This window comes from Hydrogenophaga sp., from assembly GCF_030373225.1.
Taxonomy (GTDB): Bacteria; Pseudomonadota; Gammaproteobacteria; order Burkholderiales; family Burkholderiaceae_C; genus Hydrogenophaga.
Genome location: NZ_JAUCZG010000009.1, coordinates 47,994 through 65,998 on the forward strand (window position 1 = coordinate 47,994; position 18,005 = coordinate 65,998).

Below are 18,005 nucleotides of genomic sequence, written 5' to 3' on the forward strand. Positions count from 1 at the left end.
TGAAATTCGAAGTATGTAAGATTCAACAACAATGTTGAGAGATCCAGCAAGATGAACGACGCGATCAAACGCGATCCGTCCGAGGGGGGCACCACGCTCAGCCTGAGCGAAGCCACGCCAGCCAACCCCTCGGCCCCCGGGGCGCAGGCGGGCCTGTCGCAGCGCCTGGTCGAGGCGAAGCAGCGCGTGCTGGCATTGAGCCTGGTGCAGAAGCTGCTGCTGGGTTCTGCCGTGGTGTTTCTGTTGGCCATCGTGATGTCGATGTCCCTGTCCGGGAGCATCAAGGACGACTACCGGGTGCTGTTCTCGAACGTATCCGAGCGCGATGGTGCGGCCATCATTGCGGCGCTGCAGCAACAGAACGTGCCCTACCGCTTCACCGAGGGTGGCGGCGCCATCCTGGTGCCGGGGCCGCAGGTGCACGAGACCCGCTTGCGGCTGGCCGGCCAGGGGTTGCCCAAGGGCGGGTCGGTCGGCTTCGAGTTGCTGGAAAACCAGAAGCTCGGCACCAGCCAGTTTGTCGAGCAGATCAATTACCAGCGCGGCCTGGAAGGCGAGCTGGCCAAAACCATCCAGTCGCTCACCCAGGTGAAGGCCGCGCGCGTGCACGTGGCGATTCCCAAGTCGTCGGCGTTCAGCCGCGATGCGCAGCGACCGACCGCCTCGGTGGTGCTGGACCTGCACCCGGGCCGTTTTCTGGACGACATGCAGGTCATTGCGATGACCAACCTGGTGAGTTCGTCGGTGCCCATGATGAGCGCCCAGTCGGTGACCGTCATGGATGGAGAGGGCAACCTGCTGGCGCCGCGCTCGAGCCGGCTCGGCGAGCTGGGGCTGGACGTGGCGCAGCTCAAGTACGTGGCCGAGGTGGAGGCGGCGATTGCCAAGCGCATCGCCGCCATCGTGGAGCCGGTGACCGGCCGCGACAATGTGCGCGCCCAGGTGACGGTGGACATGGATTTCAGCCAGGTTGACCGAACCGAAGAGACCTTCCGGCCCAACTCCACACCAGAGAAAAGCGCGATCCGCAGCGAACGCACGCTTGAAGCCGAGGGCCCGATCTCCACCGCCGGCGGCATTCCGGGTGCGCTGAGCAACCAGCCCCCGCAGCCCGTGGCCACGCCGCTGGAGGCCGACCCGCCGACCCAGCAGGGCGAGGAGGCGCCCGAGACCGTTGACCCACCCGGCGTGCAGAACAGCAACGCCAGCCGGCGCGAGGCCACCACCAATTACGAGGTGGATCGTTCCATCCAGACCACCAAGCAGGGGCGCGGCCTGATCAAGCGGGTGTCGGCGGCGGTGATGGTGAACCACCGCAGCGGCACCGACGCGGCGGGCCAGCCGCTGCCCGGGCCGTATTCACCCGACGAGATCCGCCAGATCACCCAGACGGTGCGCGACGCCATGGGCTTCAACCCGCAACGGGGCGATTCGGTGAGCGTGGCGAACTTCCCGTTCAACGTGGCGCCGGTGGTGGAGACGCCGCTCTGGCAGGACGGCGGCTTCATCGAGATCGCCAAGGAGGCGATCAAGCTGGTGCTGTTGCTGGGCCTGCTGGGCATTGTGTTTTTCAGTGTGGTGCGGCCCATGCTGTTCCCGCCGCCACCCAAGCCGGTGGACGAGGCGCAGCAGCTGGAGGACGAAATGGACGAGAAGACCCGGGTGGAACTGTCCGCGCTGCTGCCCCAGGCCCGCGAGCGCCGTCTGCGCGAGATCGAGCTGGACAAGACCCGCCGACAGGCCGAGGACGAGGAGCGCCGCATGCTCGAGGACGCCGATCGCGTGCGGGTGGAGGAAGAGCGTCGCCGCCAGGAAGAAGACCGTCTGCGGCAAGACCAGGAAAAACAGCGCGAGTACGAGGAACTGATGCTTTACGCCAAGGAATACGTGACCAAGGATCCGCGGGTGGTGGCCTCGGTGTTCAAGGAATGGCTCTCCGACAAGGCCGAGGCCAAGGCATGAACCGAGCCGACCCGCGCCCGAGTGGCAAGCCCCTGATGGTGATGGAGGTGGACCATGGCAGATGACGCAGGCGCAGCGGCCCCGGCCGAGAAGGGCCAGCCGCTGTCGATCGCAGCGGCGCTCACCGCGGGCGTGCGCGCCTCCAAGGGCTCCATCACGAGTGTGGAAGACCTGGACAGCTCGGCCAAGGCCGCGGTGGTGCTGCTGGCCGTGGGAGCAGAGGCGGCTGCCGATGTGTTGCGCCAGCTCAGCCCCTACGAGGTGCAGCGCCTGAGCGGGCGCATGGCCGCCGTTCGTGCGCTCAACCGCGACCTGGTGCTGGAGGTGTTGCGCGAGTTCAAGCAGATCACCGCGGACAACGCCCAGGTGTCGTTCGACACCGATTCCTTCATGGAGAACATGCTCAACAAGGCCCTGGGCATGGAAGGCGCGGCCGATCTGCTGGGCCGGCTTGAGTCGGCGATCGACATGTCGGGCATCGAGACGCTCACGCGCATGGAGTCCGACGTTCTGTACGAGGTGATCAAGAACGAGCACCCGCAGATCATTGCCACGGTTTTTGTGTTTCTGGAGGCGGCCCAGGCCTCTGCGGTGTCGCGGCTGTTTCCCGACGAAGCCCGCAACGAGATCCTGCTGCGCGTGGCGCTGCTGGAGAAAGTGCAGCCCGCTGCGCTGAAGGAACTCAACGACGTGATGGCCCGGGTGGTCGGGAGCGAAGACGTGCAGCAACGCAGCAAGGTCGGCGGTGTGGCGCCCACGGCCGACATCCTCAACTTCCTCTCCGGCGGTGTGGACCAGATGGCGCTCGACACGATCCGCGGCTACGACCCGGAACTGGCCGATCGCATCATTGAAATGATGTTCACCTTCGAGGACCTGATCGAGGTGGACGACCGCTCGCTGCAGACGCTGCTGCTGGAGATCGCCCAGCCCCAGCTGGTGGTGGCGCTCAAGGGCGCCAGTCCGCGCCTGCGCGAGAAGCTGTTCAAGAACATGGCCCGCCGCGCGGCCGAGGTGGTGCGCGACGACCTGTCGACCAAGGGCCCGGTGAAGGTGCAGGAGGTCGAAGAGGCGCAGAAAGACATTCTGCGCACCGGCCGCGGCCTGCACGCCGAAGGCCTGATCGTGATGGAACGCAACAAGCAAGCCGATGCCTTCCTCTGAACCGCACACCCACCCCGGCATTGACAGGGCCACGCCGTGACCAACCCTTCCCGTCTCTGGCAGCCAAGGTCTTTTGACCCGGCGCCGCCACCACCCCCGCCCGTTCCCCAGCTGGACCCCGCCGAGGTGGAGGAGGTGTTTCGCCTGGCGCGCGAGCAGGGCCACGCCGAGGGGCTGGCGGCCGGACTCGCCCAGGGCCATGCCGAGGGCCTGGAACGAGGCCTGGTGGACGGCCGTGCCCAGGGGCACCTGGATGCTTTCCAGCAGGCGCAACCGCGCCTGACCAACCTCACGACCTCGCTGCAGAACACGCTGGACGACATTCGCGGCCTGCCCGATGCCATTGCCGAGCCGGTGGTGGATCTGGCGCTGATGATCGCCCAGCGCCTGAGCGGCAGCCAGCAGTTCGAGCGCGCGGCCTTTGTGCAGGCGGTGCAGGAAGCGCTGATGCACCTGCCCATGCCCGGCGAGCGCCTGCTGCTGCGCCTGGGACCGGCCGACGAAGCCACCTGGGCCGAGCTGCTGAACAACTACCGCCTGCCGTTTGGCCACGCCATCGTGATCGATGCCGATGTGCCGGCGGGTCGCGCCTATGTGGAGGTGGGCGGCACGCGCCTGGACATCGGGCCCGCGGCGCGCGAAGCCCTGGTGCGGTCGGCCCTGGGCCTGCCCTTGTTGCCGTGAGCACGCCTGCGAACGCGGCGCAACGGGCCCGCAACCGCCTGGGCATGGCGCTGCGGCGGTTGACGGTGGCACCCAACTCGGTGCGCTGCGGCCGCCTGGTGCGCATCAACGGCCTGATCCTGGAAGTGGAAGGCCTGCCGCTGGCGATCGACCAGATGGCGCTGGTGCGGACCGGCGACGGCCGCACCATCGAGGCCTGCTGTGTGTCGTTCGACCACGGCATCACCCAGCTGATGGCGATCGATGCCGATGCGGGCGTGGGCCCGGGCGCGCTGGTCTACCCGGCCGGCACACCGGCCGACGCCGGCCTGGGCTTCGAACTGATAGAGCGGCGCAGGGCCTTGCCGATCGGTGCTTCGCTGCTGGGCCGCATCGTGGACGGTTTTGGCCGTCCGCTGGACAACCTGCCGGTGTCCCTGACAGACCTGCCAGGGCAGGGCGGCGGGCGGCTCAACCCGCTGCACCGCACGCAGATCCATGAACCGCTCGATGTGGGCGTTCGGGCCATCAACGGGCTGTTGACGATCGGGCGCGGGCAGCGCATCGGCATTTTTGCGGGCACGGGGGTGGGCAAGAGCGTGCTGCTGGGCATGCTGGCCCGGTGCTGCGAGGCCGACGTGGTGGTGGTGGGCCTGATCGGAGAGCGAGGCCGGGAGGTGCGCGAATTCTGCGAAGACATCCTCGGGCCGGAGACCCTGAAGCGCTCGGTGGTGGTGGTGGCCACCGCCGACTCCTCGCCGCTGGCGCGGGTGCGCGGTGCCTGGTTCGCCACCGACGTGGCCACCTGGTTTCGCGACCAGGGGCGCAACGTGGTGCTGATCATGGACTCGCTCACGCGCTTTGCCATGGCGCAGCGCGAGATTGCGCTCGGCCTGGGTGAGCCGCCGGTGTCCCGGGGTTACCCGCCGAGCGTCTTCCAGTGCCTGCCGGAGCTGGTGGAGCGGGTGGGCAACAACGCCGATCCCAAGGCCTCGGTGACGGCCTTCTACACCGTGCTGCTCGAAGGCGATGACAGCAACGACCCGGTGGCCGACACCGCGCGTGGCGTGCTCGACGGGCACATCTTTCTCTCGCGCGAGCTGGCCGAGTCGGGCCACTACCCGGCCATCGACGTGGAGCGCTCCATCTCCCGCGTGATGCCCCGGGTGGCCGATGCCGCCCAGGTGGCGCGCGCGCGCCAGGTCAAGCGCCTGTTTGGCCGCTATTTGCGCAGCCGCGACCTGGTGGCCATGGGTGCCTACAGCCAGGGCAGCGACCCCGAGCTCGATGCGGCGCTGCGCAGCTGGCCCAGCCTGCAGGCCTACCTGCAGCAAACGCCGGACGAGATCGTGGGGCGCGACCAGGCGCTGGCCCAGCTCGCAGCCATGGACGGCGTGATGGGCATGGGAGCCTGAGATGCAGAAGCAGACCCTGGAAACCCTGCTGGCGCTGGCCAGACGCGATGAAGACCTGGCCACGACCCGCCTGAGTGCCGCGCTGCGTCAGCTGGAGCGTGCGCAGCAGATCCAGCAGCAGTTGCAGTCGTTTGGAACCGAGTACCGGGCGGCGGCGCTGAGCCCTGCGGGTGCCGGCGGCGTGGTGGGCTTTTCCACCGACGCGCTGGCGTTCGGTCAGCGCCTGCACGGCACGGCCAGCGAGCAACTGGCCCGGGTGAAGGAGCACGAGCAACGTTGCGACAGCGCCCGCGCCGCACTGGCGCAGGCAAGCCAGCGAACCGAGGGCGTGCAGCGCCTGTGGCAGAAAGCCCGCCAGCAGGAGCAGCTGGCCCTGGCCCGCCGCGAAGAGCGGGGCATCGACGAGCTGGTGGCCTCGCGCTGGGTGCGGCGCGCTGGCACAGAACGTGCGAACACTGATAACAATGCCAAATTTGACTTTGCTGATTGATTTGTTGTGCTTTTCTCTCTGAACTTGTCCACCACCGCATCGTTCTCTCCCATGCCGCCTGGCCTGGCGGGGGATGCTGAGCGCTTGCCGAGCGAGGACGGGATGGGCAGTTTTGCCGAGCAGTTCCAGAGCCTGAGCCAGCTTTCGCAGGACAACGGACCGGGCACCGGCTTGGCCAGCGAGGCGCCGCACAAGGCGGCCCGGGCCAAACGGCAAGTTTTGCCGTCCGGGAACGAGACGGGGTTGCCAACGGCAACGCTTGCCGAGACCGCGGCCGCCCATGTGTCGGGCGTGACGCTGCAGGCGCCGCCGCGGTCCGAACAGCCACCCGTGGCCGACGTCCCGCCACGGCCTGCGACCGATGAAAACGTGGCGGAGCAGGTGGCCAGTGAAGCCCTGGTCCCGGCTCTGGCTCTGGCTCTGGCAACCGGGCCGGGCCCCGCGCCTGCGAATGCCGGGGTGGAGGCCAGTGCCCCGCGGGTGTCCCCTGTGATGACGGGTGCGCCGGTGCAGCCACCGGTGCTGGCTGGCGAGCGCGAGCCGCCCACGCCGTCGAACACCGTTGCCCTTGCGTTGGTGGAACCGGCGCAGGCGTTGGAGCCGGCGCTGGCGAGCGCCTTGCACCCGCCGCTGTCCGGCGCCACCGTTTCGGCCGCTGTGCCGCCGCCAGGTGCCCAGGCCGCTGTGGCGTTGCCCACCGGGCTGTCAGCCGCACCCGAAGCGCGCGACGCGGTCGCTGCGCTGCCTGTGCAGCTCCCCGAGCCTGCCACCACGGCGGTGGCCGATGCCGTGCGGTCTGCCGGCGCGGCCAGCATGGTCAACGTGGTCAAAAGCGATGCGGCCGCGCCCATGCGGCAACGGGCCGCGCCGCCAGGGCCTTCGCCGACCAGGTCCTTCGAAGCGGGGGTGCCGCCGGTCACAGAACGGGCGGTCGAGTCAATGCGCATCGACAGCCTGGCTTCTGCCGAGCGGCTGCAGGCCTTGCTGGTGGATGCGGGGCAGGAAACCGTGGTGGTGCGGCAGGAGGCCGCTGCACCCTTGCCGGTGAATGCGCCGGTGGTTGTTGACGCGCGCGCGCAGCGCGCCGATGGGGTGCCGGCCCCGGGCGCGCCGGCGAGTGATGTGTTCATGGCCGAAGCGGATCCAGCGCCCGAGCCGGCCGTTGACGGCATGAGCCCGCTCCTGCCGCCCGCCGAGGCCGAGGGCCTGCAGATGGATCTGCGTCTGGACGGCAACGGCCGGGCGCTGGTGATCGTGCGGACCAACGACGACGCCCTGGGCCGGTCGCTGCGCGAGAGCACCGACCAGCTGCAGGACGCGCTGGACGACTTCGGCCTGCGTGTGGAGGTCGACATTCGCCAGGGCCACGACCGCTCCGGCGCGTCGTTCTCCCAGCGCGAGCGCGGCTTTCACGAGCGGCCGGGCGCACCAGCGCCGGCTGCCGGGGCTTCCCGACCCGATTCACCGCTGCCCCTGCCCCGTGTGCAGGCCAGTGGACTTTCCCTCAGTGTCTACGCCTGACGGCGGCAATTTCAAACAACAAGGTTTTCATGGCTGAACTCGACTCCATCATCAAAGGCGCTGCTGCGTCATCCGCTCCCGAGGGCGCCGGCGCGCAGGGCAGTGCCAAGGGCGGCGGCAAAAAAACCATTCTCATGGGGCTGGCGGTGGTGGTGCTGCTGGCGCTGGCCGGTGGCGGCTACACCATGTGGAGCGCCGATCAGCAGAAGAAAAAGGCCGAAGCCTCGACGCCGGAGGCGGTTGAAAAGCGCCTGATGAAACAGCTGGAAAACAAGAAGAGCAACAAGCCGCCGGTCTTCATCACCTCGCTGGACGAGTTTCTGGTGAACCTGCCCGGCAAGGGCGGTGAGCACTACCTGCAGACCAAGGTGGTGTTGCAGGTGGGCGATGCCGCCACCGAAAAGCGGGTGGCCGATTTCCTGCCGCTGGTGCGCGACCGGATGTTGACCGTGCTGTCGTCGCGCAGCGTCTCGGAGCTGGCCACGGTCGAGGGCAAGGCGGCACTGTCGAAGGACCTGGCGCTGGTGATCAACGCCATCATCGAGCCGCAGCTCACCGCGATCTTTGTCCTGCAGCAGGATCCGTCCACCGCCGACCTGCGCAACCTCGAGCGCCTGGGCGCCATCCCCAAACAAAGCGACGGTGCCTCCTACAGCACGGTGGCCAGGGAAGCGGCTGCGCAGTTCTGGCGCGTGACCGAGATGGATCTGCCGGTGCAGGCCGTGCTGTTCAGTGCCATGGTGATGCAGTGACCGCATCCGGAACCGCCGCCCGATGACCGACCCATCTTCCCCCGCGGGCAAAGACAACGCCGCGTTGCCGACCTACACCTTTGACCGGGGTTCGCGGGTCATCAAGCGGCGCATGCCGACGCTGGAGCTGATCCACGAACGTTTTGCCCGCACCGCACGACTCACGCTCTACAACATGGTGCGTCGCCCGATCGAGCTCGAGGTGAGGCTGCCCGAACTCAAGCCCTACCAGGTGTTCGTGAATGCCTTCCCCGAGCGCACCAACATCAACCTGGTGAACATCCGGCCGCTGCGCGGCGTGGGCTGCTGGATCATCGATCCGCAGGTGGTCTACATCGCGATCGACAACATGTTTGGCGGCGAAGGCCGTTTGCCGCCCAAGGTGACCTCGAAGGAGTACACCGCCATCGAGTTGCGCATCATCCGCCGCCTGGTGGACAGCCTGCTGGCCGAGTACGAAAAGGCCTGGAAGGGGGTGCACGAACTGAAGTTCGATTTCCTGCGCCAGGAAACCAACTTCCAGTTCGCACGCATCACCGACGCCGACGAGATGGTGCTGCACTGCAGCTTTGTGGTGGACATCAACGGCCGCAAGGGAAGTGTCGACTTCTGCGTGCCGTTCTGGGTCTTCGAGCCGATCAAGTCCTTGCTGTTCAGCCAGATGCAGGCGTTCCAGGCCGAAGAAGACAACGACTGGTCGGACAACCTGCGTGCCGAAATGCAGTCGGCGAACGTGACCATGGTCGCCACCCTGGCCAAGCGGCAGGGCACGCTGGGTGAGGTGCTGTCGTTCAACGTCGGCGATCTCCTGCCGATCGAGGTGCAGGAGCCGATCACCGTGGTGGTGGATGGCCTGCCCATGATCAAGGGCGCCTACGGCGTGCGCAACGGCCGCTACGCCGTGAAGATTTCCGAGATCAACCATCCCGTGGCCTTGAGCAACCAGCCCGCCGACCGTGGCCTGCTCGGCCCCCAGTACCGCGAACGCGAAGCCGGCGCGGGCGATTTCTCTTTCGAAAAAGGTCCAACGTGAACACAGAAACCATGCCCAACGAGGCGGCGGAACCCGCGAGCGCCGACACCCGGCGCCCCCACGTGAAACCCGCGGGCTACAACCTGCTGGAAGACTCCGGAACCGGCCATGGTGGCAACGACATCGAGCTGGTGATGGACGTGCCGGTGCAGATCTCGGTGGAGCTGGGTCGCTCGAAGATGCAGATCCGCCACCTGCTGGGCCTGACCTACGGCTCGGTGATCGAACTCGATGTGCAGGCCGGTGATCCGCTGGATGTGGTGGTCAATGGCACGCTGGTGGCACAGGGCGAGGTGGTGATCGTCAACGACCACTACGCGATCCGGCTCACCGACATCGTCACGCCCGCCGAGCGGCTGCGAAAGCTGAACCGGTGAGTGCTGGTGCCGGGTACGGCTCGGCCGCCTTGTTGTTGCTGATGCTGGTGGTGCTGGCCCTGTGGTTGATCTGGCGGCGTCCGCGGGGTGGCGGTGGTGGCCTGCGTTCGAAGGCGGCCATCCGCACGCTGGAGGCCGCAGCGCTGGGCGGCAGAGACCGCCTGCTGCTCGTTGAGTGCGACGGTCGGCGCTATCTGTTGAGCCAGGGTGTGCAGGGTGTGCAGCTGATCGACCGGCTGGAGCCGGCCAGACCGGAGGCAACGCCATCAGCCGGCGTGGTGGGTTCATGAGACGCAGCGCATCGTGGTGGCCGGGTGTGGGCGCATCGGTGGTCGCGGTCCTGGGCGCGTGTGTGCTGGCCGAGCCGGCCATGGCGCAAAACATTCCCCTGGTCACCGGAACCCCCACGGCGGGCGGCGGCACCGCCTACACCGTGCCCGTTCAAACCCTGCTCACGCTCAGTGCGCTGAGTTTTCTGCCCTCGGCCCTGATGCTGATGACCAGCTTCACCCGCATCCTGATCGTGTTTTCGCTGGTGCGCCAGGCGCTGGGTCTGCAGTCCATGCCGCCGAACTCGGTGCTGGTGGCGCTCTCCCTGTTCCTCACGTTCTTCGTGATGAACCCGGTGCTGGAGAAGATCCAGGAAGACGCCTGGAAGCCCTACGTGGCCAAGCAGATCGACCTGGAGGCGGCCGTGGAGCGGGGCGTTCAGCCGCTCAAGGCCTTCATGGTCAAGCACACCCGCGAAGCGGACCTTGAACTCTTCAGTCGTCTGTCGGGCCTGCCGCTCACCGACCGGGCCTCGGTGCCGCTGCGGGTGCTGGTGCCGGCGTTTGCGATCTCGGAGATCCGCACCGGCTTTCTGATCGGTTTTGTGATCTTCCTGCCGTTTGTGGTGATCGACCTGGCGGTGGCCAGCATCCTGACCTCGGTGGGCATGGTGATGGTGTCACCGGTGATGTTCTCGCTGCCCTTGAAGCTGATCATCTTCACGCTGGCGGACGGCTGGAGCCTGCTCGCTGGTTCCCTCGTCAACAGCTACCTGTCGAGATAAGCCATGGACACCAGTCTGGTCATTGAGTTGGTGTTGCTGGCCCTGAAGATGGCGGTGGTGCTGGCAGGGCCCATTCTGCTGGCGGTGCTGGTGGTCGGCGTGGTGCTCGGTGCCCTGCAGTCCGCGACCCAGATCAACGAGCCCTCGGTGGTGTTTGTGCCCAAGATCCTCGCGGTGATGGTGGTCATTGCGCTCACCGGGCCGGTGTCGCTGACCTTGTATGTGGACTACCTGCGCGAAATGATCCTGCGCATTCCCGACATCGCGGGCTGAGCATGGACGCCCTGGACCTGACCCTGCTCGAGCCATTTGTCCTGACGGTGGGACTGGTGTCGGTTCGCCTGCTGGGGCTGTTCCTGGCCTTGCCGCTGCTGGCGTTCCGCTCCTTCCCGCTCGCCTTGCGGGTCGCACCCGTGCTGGCGCTCACCCTGGGGATGGTGCCGCCGGACTGGGTGGACAGTGCGCAGCTGGCGCAACAGGGCGGGCTGGCGGTGGCCACCGAGCTGGGCATCGGGGTGGTGGCCGGCCTGTCCTTGCGGCTGGCCATGCTGGCGGTGGACTACCTCGCCGAATCGCTGTCGATGCACGCGGGTTTCAGCTTCGCCCAGACGGTGGCGCCCGACTCGGCCCTGCCGTCCACCGTGATCGGTGAGTTGCTGGGCATGTCGGTGCTCGCGTCGCTGTTCCTGGCCGATGTGCACCTCCTGTTCATCGAGCGCCTGGCGTTCAGTTTTGTCTCGGTGCCCTTCGGCAGCTGGCCGTCGGCCTGGGACGCTGCTGCGGTGCTGGAGCTGATGGCAACCGCCTTTTCGATCGGCCTGGTGATGTCTTGCGGCAGCTTTGCGCTGTACCTGTTTGCCAACTTCACGCTGGGCATGATCAACCGGATCTCGCCGCAGCTCAACCTGATGTCGGTCGGCTTTTCCGTCACCGCGCCGCTGGCCCTGGTGGTGATCGCGCTGGTGACTTTGCAGCTGCCGGTGCTGTCTGAAATCATTGCGGCTGCGGCCCTGAAGTTTGTCGACCAGGGGTTTCTGTATGCGCGGTGAGGCCCTTGCCCTGCTGACGCTGGCGCTCATGGGCTGCGCATCGAGCGGCAAGCCCCCTGCCTTCGCGGACACCTGGCAGCAGGCCCTGCAGGCTTGTGGTTTGCGGGAGCCGGACATCCAGCAGCGCCTGGACCAGTGGAGCCTGAACGATCCGCAGTTCTGCGCGCGCTCGCAGCAGTTTGGTGGGCAACTGCAGTGCCTGTCCACCGGGCTGGCGGCGTTGGCGGCGCGGCAGGGGTCTGCCACACCCGTCTCGGTGCTGGCGTTCCAGTCCTGCCTGCAGCCGCTGGCGGCGGGTCTGCAGACCGGACTGGCCGTGACCGCCGGTGAGCTGACGCTGGCGATCCAGCAATGTGTTCGCCCGCTCGAAGGGGCCAGGCCTGCGCCGGTGGTGGCGCCATCGTGGTCGCGCTTTCTGGTGGCGCCCAGGGTGCCTGAAGCCGCTGCGCCCACCGGGCTCGCGCTGCCGCCGCTGCCGGGGCCCGCCTGGTCGCGTTGCGAAGCCACCTTGCAGCTGCGACCCGGTGTCGCCCGGCCCGCGCCGGCCTTGCCGCTTCTTCCCCCACGGCCCTCCCGCGGGCCCAGCCGCGGAAGCACCTCGCTGTCGGTGCGCCAGGCGGCCGTGTTCTGACCTTGTCCTTCCTGTTGTTCCTGTAACCGCCATGACCTTCAACCGTCCTATCCGCACCCCACTTTTGTTCGGGGCACTGCTGTGCGCCTTGGCCAACCTCACACACGCCGCCGAGACCAGCGCGCCCACGCTGACCTTGTCCGCGCCGGGCGCACGCCCGCCGCCGGCCGTGCCTCCCGGTGCACTCAAGCCGGTCAAGCCCCTGGTGGCCGCGGCTGGTCAGGAAGAAGTCCTGCCCAAGGCCCGGCCGGTGGCCAAAAACGCTGCCGCGCCAACCCCGGCAGCACCGGCCGGTCCTGACCCCGCAGCCGTGGCGGACGATGCGGTCGGCAGCAACGAAGCCCTTCGCAAACTGTTGGTCGAGCGCATCGCCGGCTCGGGCGAGATCGTGCTGCGCAGCAGCGATGTGGAGCCGGCGAAGCCACGTCGCGCCCCGGCGAAGCCCAAGACCGCCCTCACGCCGGCCGACCTCGCTGCGGTCCAGCGCCTGGCTCATGCGCCGGAAGGTCACGGTCATTGGTCTCACTCCGGCCCTGATGGCCCGCAGGCGTGGGGCAAGCTGCAGCCCGGCTACGAGCTGTGTGCCAAGGGGCAGCGGCAAAGCCCCATCGACATCCACTCGGGCATCCAGGTCAAGCTCGATCCGATCGGCTTCGACTACCGCTCGGGCGCCTTCAAGGTGCTGGACAACGGTCACACCATCCAGGTCACGCCTGCGCGCGGCAGCTCGATCGAGGTGATGGGCAAACGCTACGACCTGGTCCAGTTCCATTTCCACCGTCCCTCCGAAGAACGCATGGACGGGCGTTCTTTCGACATGGTGCTGCACCTGGTGCACAAGGACCTCGATGGACGGCTGGCGGTGCTGGCGGTGCTGCTGACCGAAGGGCAGGACCACCCGGAGGTGCAGCTGGTCTGGAACAACTGGCCGCTGGAGAGGCAGCAGGAGGTTGCCGCATCGGCAGCGCTGGACCTGAACAAGCTGCTGCCCGAGGACCGCCGCTATGTCACCTACATGGGGTCGCTGACCACACCCCCGTGCACCGAAGGCGTGTTGTGGATGGTCCTGAAATCACCGGTGCAGATCTCGTCTGAGCAGATCGCGACCTTTGCCCACCTGTACCCGATGAATGCTCGACCGATCCAGCCGTCCAACGGCCGGCTGATCAAGGAAGACCGTTGACCAGGCCGGCGGCGGCAAACCTTGCCGCCGCCAGCGGCAATCTGCGGTCGCCAGTAGCGCCCGCCTGCGCCGCGCCGTGCCGGTTCCGGCAAAAAAGAGGCGTTGCCGGCTGGCACGCGTATTGCGAATCCAGTCCATCTGCAGTGGAGTGACCATGAACACCGTTCCCGACTTCGACCCGATGCAATTCCAGGCCCAGGCCCTGAAGATGCGCAGCTTTCGCCAGCAGGTCATTGCATCCAACCTGGCCAATTCCGACACGCCGGGCTACCGGGCGCGCGACATCGCGTTCGATGCCGAACTCAAGGCGCAGATGCAGGGCACCCAGCCGGGCAACCAGCTGCCACTGGCGGTGAGCGACAGCCGGCACCTGGGCGCCGCGGGTGCGCCCGCCGCGCCCGAGCTGCTCTACCGCACCTCGATGCAGCCGAGCGTGGACGACAACACCGTGGACCCCGACATCGAGCGCGCCCACTACGCCGAGAACACCATTGGTTTCGAAATGGCCACGGCCTTGTTGAGCGCCACCGTGCGCTCGCGCCAGATGGCGCTGACGGGACAGCCATGAGCCTGATCAATGCGTTTCGTGTCGGCGCCAGCGCCACCGTGGCCCAGAGCCAGCGGCTCAATGCCATCGCCTCCAACATCGCCAACGCCGAGTCCACCGCGTCGGCCGACGGCGTGCCCTACCGGGCCAAGCAGGTGGTCTTTCGCCCGACGGCCAGCTTCGATTCCGTGGCCGCGGGCGTCGAGGTGGCTGGCGTGACCGAGAGCGCGGCCCCGTTGCGCCGCACCTACCAGCCCGGTCATCCGCACGCGGATGCCACGGGTTATGTGCAGGGCAGCAACGTGGACCCTGTGGAGGAGATGGTCAACATGGTGGCGGCGTCGCGCTCCTACCAGATGAACATCGATTTGATGAACAACTCACGCCAGCTGCTTCAGCGCGTGATCGACATGGTGAGGACATGATGGCAAGCAACCCGACCAGTTCACTGCCCGCGGGCATCCGTGCCTACGACCCCAACGCCACGAATGCGGCGGCAGCGGGAAAAAACACCCTGGGAACTTCTGCGAAGGAAACGCAGGACTACTTCATGAAGATGCTGCTGGCACAGATCCAGAACCAGGATCCGCTGAACGCACAGGATCCTGCCCAGATGACCAGCCAGCTCACGCAGCTCAACACGGCCAGCGGCATCGAGCGACTCAACGGCAGCATCAGCGCCATGCTCGAGCAGACCTCGGCGCAGGCCTTCATGAACAACGCATCGCTGATCGGCAGCCAGGTGCTGGCACCGGGCTATGAGCTTTCGCTGGCCGAAACAGGCGAGGCCGGTTTCGGCCTGAAGCTGGCCAGCGACAGTGCCCGGACCACCGTCAAGCTGATGGCGGCCGATGGCAGCGTGATCGACGAGCTCAGCCTGGGCGCCCTGTCGGCCGGAGTGCACAGCTTCACCTGGGACGGGGCCGGATACGACGGCGCGCGCGCCGCCTCGGGCCGCTACCGCTTGCTGGCCGAAGCCAGCGACGGCCAGGGAACCAGCGTGACCACCACCTCCCTGACGCAGGGCCTGGTGAGCGCCGTGAGCCGAACCGACTCGGGTGCCCAACTCATCACCGCAGACGGTCGCTCGCTGGCGCCGGTCGACCTCTTCCAATTGTCCAAACCCTGAAGGCAACTCCATGAGCATTTTTGACATCAGCCGTGCTGGTCTGGCCGTTCAGGCCGAAGCGATCCAGGTCACGAGCAACAACGTGTCCAACGCCTCCACCGTGGGGTACAAGGCGCGCGAGTCGCTGTTTGTGGACCAGTACTTCAAGGCGGTGCAATCGGCCGGCACCTCGGGCACCTCGGATTTCGGCACCAAACGGGTGGACGAGCAGGGCGCCCTGCAGGCATCGAGCTCGACGCTGGATCTGGCTATCCAGGGGCAGGGCATGTTCCGCATGGCCAGCCTGCCCGCGGGTGACGAGGTCTCGTACTACTACAGCCGCAACGGTCTGTTCTCGGCCGACAAGAATGGCTACATCGTCAACGCCAACGGCCTGTTCCTCACGGGCTACCAGCCCAATGCCGACCTGACCGGCGTGACGGGCGCCCTGGGTGGCCTGAAGCTCCCACCCACTTCGGTGGCGCCGGTGGCCTCTTCCGAGGGCCGGGTCGATGCGAACCTGGACGTTCGCCTTGCCATGCCGGTTCGGGTGGTGGGGGGCGTGGCCACCGACGTGCCCAAAACCTTCGCTGCCGATGATGCGTCCACCTTCAGTGCGAGCACCACGGTCACGGCTTACGACACCAAGGGCCTCACGCACCAGGTCACGGTATTCCTGAAGAAGGTCGCGCCCACGGTGCTGAACGATCCGCGAAGCCTTTCGACACCGCCTGCCCTGGCCACCGCCAACCAGTACGAGGTCTACATGATGGCCGATGGTGTGTTGCTGACGCGCGCGCCGGCCGGCACGGTGGGCACCGGCATGTTGGGTGCTGCCGCAGAGACAGCGGCTGCCCAGGCTCGCGCAGTCGCCAATGCGTCGGCCACCGCCACGGCGAATGCTGAAGCCAAGGCAGGCAACTACCGCGCGGCTGTTGCCGACGAAGCGGGCGCCGCGGCCACGCGCGATGCGGCCCTGACGGTCCTCGCGGCGGTCGCGCCGAGCGCGGCCCTGAGTGCTGCGTCGCCTGCCGCCGCCGCACTGGTGACTGCGGCCAGCGCACTGGCCACCGCGAATGCCGATCTCGCGGTTGCCACCGGACGCAAGGGCTTGCTGGAGACTGCCAGGGCGGCGGCCGATGCGGCGCTGGCGGGTGAGTCACCGCTGAACGCGGTTCGCTACGACGAACTCACGGCTGCGGCCGCCAGCGCGGCAGCCGCACTCAGTGACTACGAGCTGGGCGGGTACGCCGTGGCTCTGGGGAGCCAGGCCACCCGGTTCACCGCATTCCAGAGCGCCCTTCAGGCGTCTCCCACACTGGCTTCAGCTGCGACTGCCTTGACCACGGCGAATGCTCTGGTGGCCCAGCGCACGGCGCTGGAGGCAACAGGCGTGGCTTCTGCCGCCGCACTGGCACTGGATCCGACCAACGTGGACCTGATTGCGGCCGACGCCGTCGCCGTCGCTGCCCTCACCGACTTTGACACGGCGAACCCGCAACTGGTGGCCAACCAGGCGCAGGCGCAACTGACCCGCGATGCCGTGATCGCGCGTTCCCTCAACACCGCGAGTGCATCGGCCCATGCGGCGATCGAAGCCTACGGCGTGGCCGACAGCGCCGTGCTGGCCGGCAGCGTTGCGACCGCAGCCGCACTGCTGGCCAAGCAGGACGCGGACACGGCAGCCACCAGCGCCGACCTGGCGCACAAACTGTCGGTCGCGGCCAACCGCATCGGCACGCTGCAGTTTGTCGACGGTCAACTGGTCGGCTCCCTCACGCGCAATTCGGTCACGGGCGACCCCGCCCTGCCTGCGGTGTTCCATGCCGAAATGGCCGACAGCAGTGGCAACCCGCTGTTTGACCTCGAGCTCGACCTCTCCGACATCACGGCATACGCCACCGCCTTCCAGGTGCGCGAAGCCACGGCAGACGGTTATGCGCCTGGCGCCCTGACGGGCGTGAGCGTCGACGAGATGGGGGTCATCACCGGCCAGTACACCAACGGCAAGTCGCTGGTGGGAGGGCAGCTGGTCCTGGCCACGTTCAACAGTGAGGCGGGTCTTCAGGCCGTCGCCCAGAGCGTGTTCACCGAATCGTTTACCTCCGGCGAGCCGGTGCTGGGAACCGGCACGGCCGGTTCGTTCGGCGCGATCCGCTCGGCCATGCTGGAACAAAGCAACATCGACATGGCCGGTGAGCTGGTCAAGCTGATGATCCAGCAGCGCAACTACCAGGCCAATTCGCAGGGCATCAGGGCGGCCGACACCGTGTTGACCACCGCGATCAACCTGAGCCGCTGATGATCGACCGCATGGTTTTCACGGCCATGGCCGGCGCCCGCAATGCGGTCGACCAGCTGGCCGCCACCACCAACAACCTCGCGAATGCCGCCACGCCCGGCTTTCGCGAGCAGTTGACGGCGTTTCGCGCCGTGCCGGTGCAGGGCGCGGGCTCGCCCACCAGGGCCTCGGCGGTGCAGACCACGCCGGGCTTTTCCAGCGCGGGCGGGCGCATGGAGCAGACCGGCAATCCGCTGGACCTCGCTCTTGAAGGCGATGCCTGGTTCAGCGTGCGCCGGGCCGACGGCTCGGCGGCCTACACGCGCGCGGGCCGGCTCACGGTGGACGAAGCGGGCGTGTTGCGCACCGCCACCGGCGCTGCCCTGCAAGGCACCGGCGGTGACCTGGTGATGCCGCAGGGCTCGCTGCTCGAGGTGGGCGGAGACGGCGCCGTGTATGCGCGCACCGAAGGCGGCGTGACCGGCACCCTGGTGGGTCGCCTGCAACTGGTGCGTGCCGACCCGGGCGCGCTCGACCGTGGCCCCGACGGCTTGTTCGAGTCGCGCAACCCGCTGCCAGCGGCCGACCCGAAGTCGGTGCGTGTGCGCCAGGGCGTCTCGGAGTCGAGCAACGTGAGCGTGTCGGAAGCGATGGTGCAGATGATTGCCCAGGCCCGCCTGTTCGACCTCTCGATGCAGCTGGTGCGCAATGCCGACCAGAACGCGCGCAGCGCCAACCAATTGATCGCGGGTCGCTGACCCGAGCAGGAGCCAAT

At 67.6% G+C, this 18,005-nt stretch carries 20 protein-coding genes; all 20 read left to right on the forward strand.

The window, feature by feature from the left end; translation table 11 throughout:
• Nucleotides 1-51: 51 nt before the first annotated feature.
• Complete coding sequence (fliF, locus tag QUV35_RS07245; protein WP_300872058.1) at nt 52-1,962, forward strand: flagellar basal-body MS-ring/collar protein FliF; 1,911 nt, start codon at nt 52-54, stop codon at nt 1,960-1,962.
• Nucleotides 1,963-2,016: 54 nt separating this feature from the next.
• Nucleotides 2,017-3,126 carry a flagellar motor switch protein FliG gene (gene fliG, locus QUV35_RS07250; RefSeq protein WP_300872060.1) on the forward strand — a complete coding sequence of 370 codons (1,110 nt, stop codon included), beginning with the start codon at nt 2,017-2,019 and terminating at the stop codon, nt 3,124-3,126.
• A 36-nt stretch (nt 3,127-3,162) separates the two neighbouring features.
• Nucleotides 3,163-3,810, forward strand: coding sequence for a FliH/SctL family protein (locus tag QUV35_RS07255; RefSeq protein WP_300872062.1), 648 nt, complete (start codon nt 3,163-3,165; stop codon nt 3,808-3,810).
• Nucleotides 3,807-5,204 carry a FliI/YscN family ATPase gene (locus QUV35_RS07260; protein ID WP_300872064.1) on the forward strand — a complete coding sequence of 466 codons (1,398 nt, stop codon included), beginning with the start codon at nt 3,807-3,809 and terminating at the stop codon, nt 5,202-5,204. The genes QUV35_RS07255 and QUV35_RS07260 overlap by 4 nt, the downstream gene beginning before the upstream one ends.
• A gap of 1 nt (nt 5,205) precedes the next feature.
• The gene (gene fliJ, locus QUV35_RS07265) at nt 5,206-5,694 is read left to right on the forward strand and encodes a flagellar export protein FliJ (RefSeq protein WP_300872067.1); all 489 of its coding nucleotides are present in this window, start codon (nt 5,206-5,208) and stop codon (nt 5,692-5,694) included.
• 24 nt (nt 5,695-5,718) lie between these two features.
• Complete coding sequence (locus QUV35_RS07270) at nt 5,719-7,215, forward strand: hypothetical protein (RefSeq protein ID WP_300872069.1); 1,497 nt, start codon at nt 5,719-5,721, stop codon at nt 7,213-7,215.
• 29 nt (nt 7,216-7,244) lie between these two features.
• Nucleotides 7,245-7,967, forward strand: a complete 723-nt coding sequence (locus tag QUV35_RS07275; RefSeq protein WP_300872073.1) for a flagellar basal body-associated FliL family protein — start codon at nt 7,245-7,247, stop codon at nt 7,965-7,967.
• Nucleotides 7,968-7,989: 22 nt separating this feature from the next.
• A complete protein-coding gene (gene fliM / locus QUV35_RS07280; protein WP_300872075.1) occupies nt 7,990-9,000 on the forward strand; it encodes a flagellar motor switch protein FliM in 1,011 nt (336 codons plus the stop codon).
• Nucleotides 8,997-9,377: a flagellar motor switch protein FliN gene (gene fliN / locus QUV35_RS07285; protein ID WP_300872077.1), complete on the forward strand. Its 381-nt coding sequence runs from the start codon at nt 8,997-8,999 to the stop codon at nt 9,375-9,377. Before fliM ends, fliN begins: the two co-directional genes overlap by 4 nt.
• On the forward strand, nt 9,374-9,667 hold the full coding sequence (locus QUV35_RS07290) for a flagellar biosynthetic protein FliO (protein WP_300872079.1): 294 nt from the start codon (nt 9,374-9,376) through the stop codon (nt 9,665-9,667). Before fliN ends, QUV35_RS07290 begins: the two co-directional genes overlap by 4 nt.
• A complete protein-coding gene (gene fliP, locus QUV35_RS07295; protein ID WP_300872081.1) occupies nt 9,664-10,431 on the forward strand; it encodes a flagellar type III secretion system pore protein FliP in 768 nt (255 codons plus the stop codon). The genes QUV35_RS07290 and fliP overlap by 4 nt, the downstream gene beginning before the upstream one ends.
• A 3-nt stretch (nt 10,432-10,434) precedes the next feature.
• Nucleotides 10,435-10,704 (forward strand): flagellar biosynthetic protein FliQ, encoded by a 270-nt coding sequence (locus QUV35_RS07300; protein ID WP_300872083.1) that lies wholly within the window; start codon nt 10,435-10,437, stop codon nt 10,702-10,704.
• A 2-nt stretch (nt 10,705-10,706) separates the two neighbouring features.
• The gene (locus tag QUV35_RS07305) at nt 10,707-11,480 is read left to right on the forward strand and encodes a flagellar biosynthetic protein FliR (RefSeq protein ID WP_300872085.1); all 774 of its coding nucleotides are present in this window, start codon (nt 10,707-10,709) and stop codon (nt 11,478-11,480) included.
• Nucleotides 11,470-12,111 (forward strand): hypothetical protein, encoded by a 642-nt coding sequence (locus QUV35_RS07310; protein ID WP_300872087.1) that lies wholly within the window; start codon nt 11,470-11,472, stop codon nt 12,109-12,111. Before QUV35_RS07305 ends, QUV35_RS07310 begins: the two co-directional genes overlap by 11 nt.
• A 31-nt stretch (nt 12,112-12,142) precedes the next feature.
• A complete protein-coding gene (locus tag QUV35_RS07315; RefSeq protein ID WP_300872089.1) occupies nt 12,143-13,294 on the forward strand; it encodes a carbonic anhydrase in 1,152 nt (383 codons plus the stop codon).
• Between the two features lie 154 nt (nt 13,295-13,448).
• A complete protein-coding gene (flgB, locus tag QUV35_RS07320; RefSeq protein ID WP_300872091.1) occupies nt 13,449-13,862 on the forward strand; it encodes a flagellar basal body rod protein FlgB in 414 nt (137 codons plus the stop codon).
• Nucleotides 13,859-14,266, forward strand: a complete 408-nt coding sequence (gene flgC, locus QUV35_RS07325) for a flagellar basal body rod protein FlgC (RefSeq protein ID WP_300872093.1) — start codon at nt 13,859-13,861, stop codon at nt 14,264-14,266. The genes flgB and flgC overlap by 4 nt, the downstream gene beginning before the upstream one ends.
• Nucleotides 14,263-14,970, forward strand: coding sequence for a flagellar hook capping FlgD N-terminal domain-containing protein (locus QUV35_RS07330; RefSeq protein ID WP_300872095.1), 708 nt, complete (start codon nt 14,263-14,265; stop codon nt 14,968-14,970). Before flgC ends, QUV35_RS07330 begins: the two co-directional genes overlap by 4 nt.
• Nucleotides 14,971-14,980: 10 nt before the next feature.
• Complete coding sequence (locus QUV35_RS07335) at nt 14,981-17,251, forward strand: flagellar hook-basal body complex protein (protein WP_300872097.1); 2,271 nt, start codon at nt 14,981-14,983, stop codon at nt 17,249-17,251.
• Entirely contained in the window at nt 17,251-17,988 is a 738-nt protein-coding gene (gene flgF, locus QUV35_RS07340; protein ID WP_300872099.1) for a flagellar basal body rod protein FlgF, read from the forward strand. Before QUV35_RS07335 ends, flgF begins: the two co-directional genes overlap by 1 nt.
• Nucleotides 17,989-18,005: the final 17 nt, after the last annotated feature.

What these genes read in the sequence shown, in the direction of transcription:
- flgF (WP_300872099.1), top strand. Translation starts at nt 17,251, where the DNA reads ATGATCGACCGCATGGTTTTCACGGCCATGGCCGGCGCCCGCAATGCG.
- fliP (WP_300872081.1), top strand. Translation starts at nt 9,664, where the DNA reads ATGAGACGCAGCGCATCGTGGTGGCCGGGTGTGGGCGCATCGGTGGTC.
- QUV35_RS07310 (WP_300872087.1), top strand. Translation starts at nt 11,470, where the DNA reads ATGCGCGGTGAGGCCCTTGCCCTGCTGACGCTGGCGCTCATGGGCTGC.
- QUV35_RS07330 (WP_300872095.1), top strand. Translation starts at nt 14,263, where the DNA reads ATGATGGCAAGCAACCCGACCAGTTCACTGCCCGCGGGCATCCGTGCC.
- fliG (WP_300872060.1), top strand. Translation starts at nt 2,017, where the DNA reads ATGGCAGATGACGCAGGCGCAGCGGCCCCGGCCGAGAAGGGCCAGCCG.
- QUV35_RS07275 (WP_300872073.1), top strand. Translation starts at nt 7,245, where the DNA reads ATGGCTGAACTCGACTCCATCATCAAAGGCGCTGCTGCGTCATCCGCT.
- QUV35_RS07335 (WP_300872097.1), top strand. Translation starts at nt 14,981, where the DNA reads ATGAGCATTTTTGACATCAGCCGTGCTGGTCTGGCCGTTCAGGCCGAA.
- QUV35_RS07305 (WP_300872085.1), top strand. Translation starts at nt 10,707, where the DNA reads ATGGACGCCCTGGACCTGACCCTGCTCGAGCCATTTGTCCTGACGGTG.
- flgC (WP_300872093.1), top strand. Translation starts at nt 13,859, where the DNA reads ATGAGCCTGATCAATGCGTTTCGTGTCGGCGCCAGCGCCACCGTGGCC.
- fliM (WP_300872075.1), top strand. Translation starts at nt 7,990, where the DNA reads ATGACCGACCCATCTTCCCCCGCGGGCAAAGACAACGCCGCGTTGCCG.
- fliF (WP_300872058.1), top strand. Translation starts at nt 52, where the DNA reads ATGAACGACGCGATCAAACGCGATCCGTCCGAGGGGGGCACCACGCTC.
- QUV35_RS07315 (WP_300872089.1), top strand. Translation starts at nt 12,143, where the DNA reads ATGACCTTCAACCGTCCTATCCGCACCCCACTTTTGTTCGGGGCACTG.
- QUV35_RS07300 (WP_300872083.1), top strand. Translation starts at nt 10,435, where the DNA reads ATGGACACCAGTCTGGTCATTGAGTTGGTGTTGCTGGCCCTGAAGATG.
- flgB (WP_300872091.1), top strand. Translation starts at nt 13,449, where the DNA reads ATGAACACCGTTCCCGACTTCGACCCGATGCAATTCCAGGCCCAGGCC.
- fliJ (WP_300872067.1), top strand. Translation starts at nt 5,206, where the DNA reads ATGCAGAAGCAGACCCTGGAAACCCTGCTGGCGCTGGCCAGACGCGAT.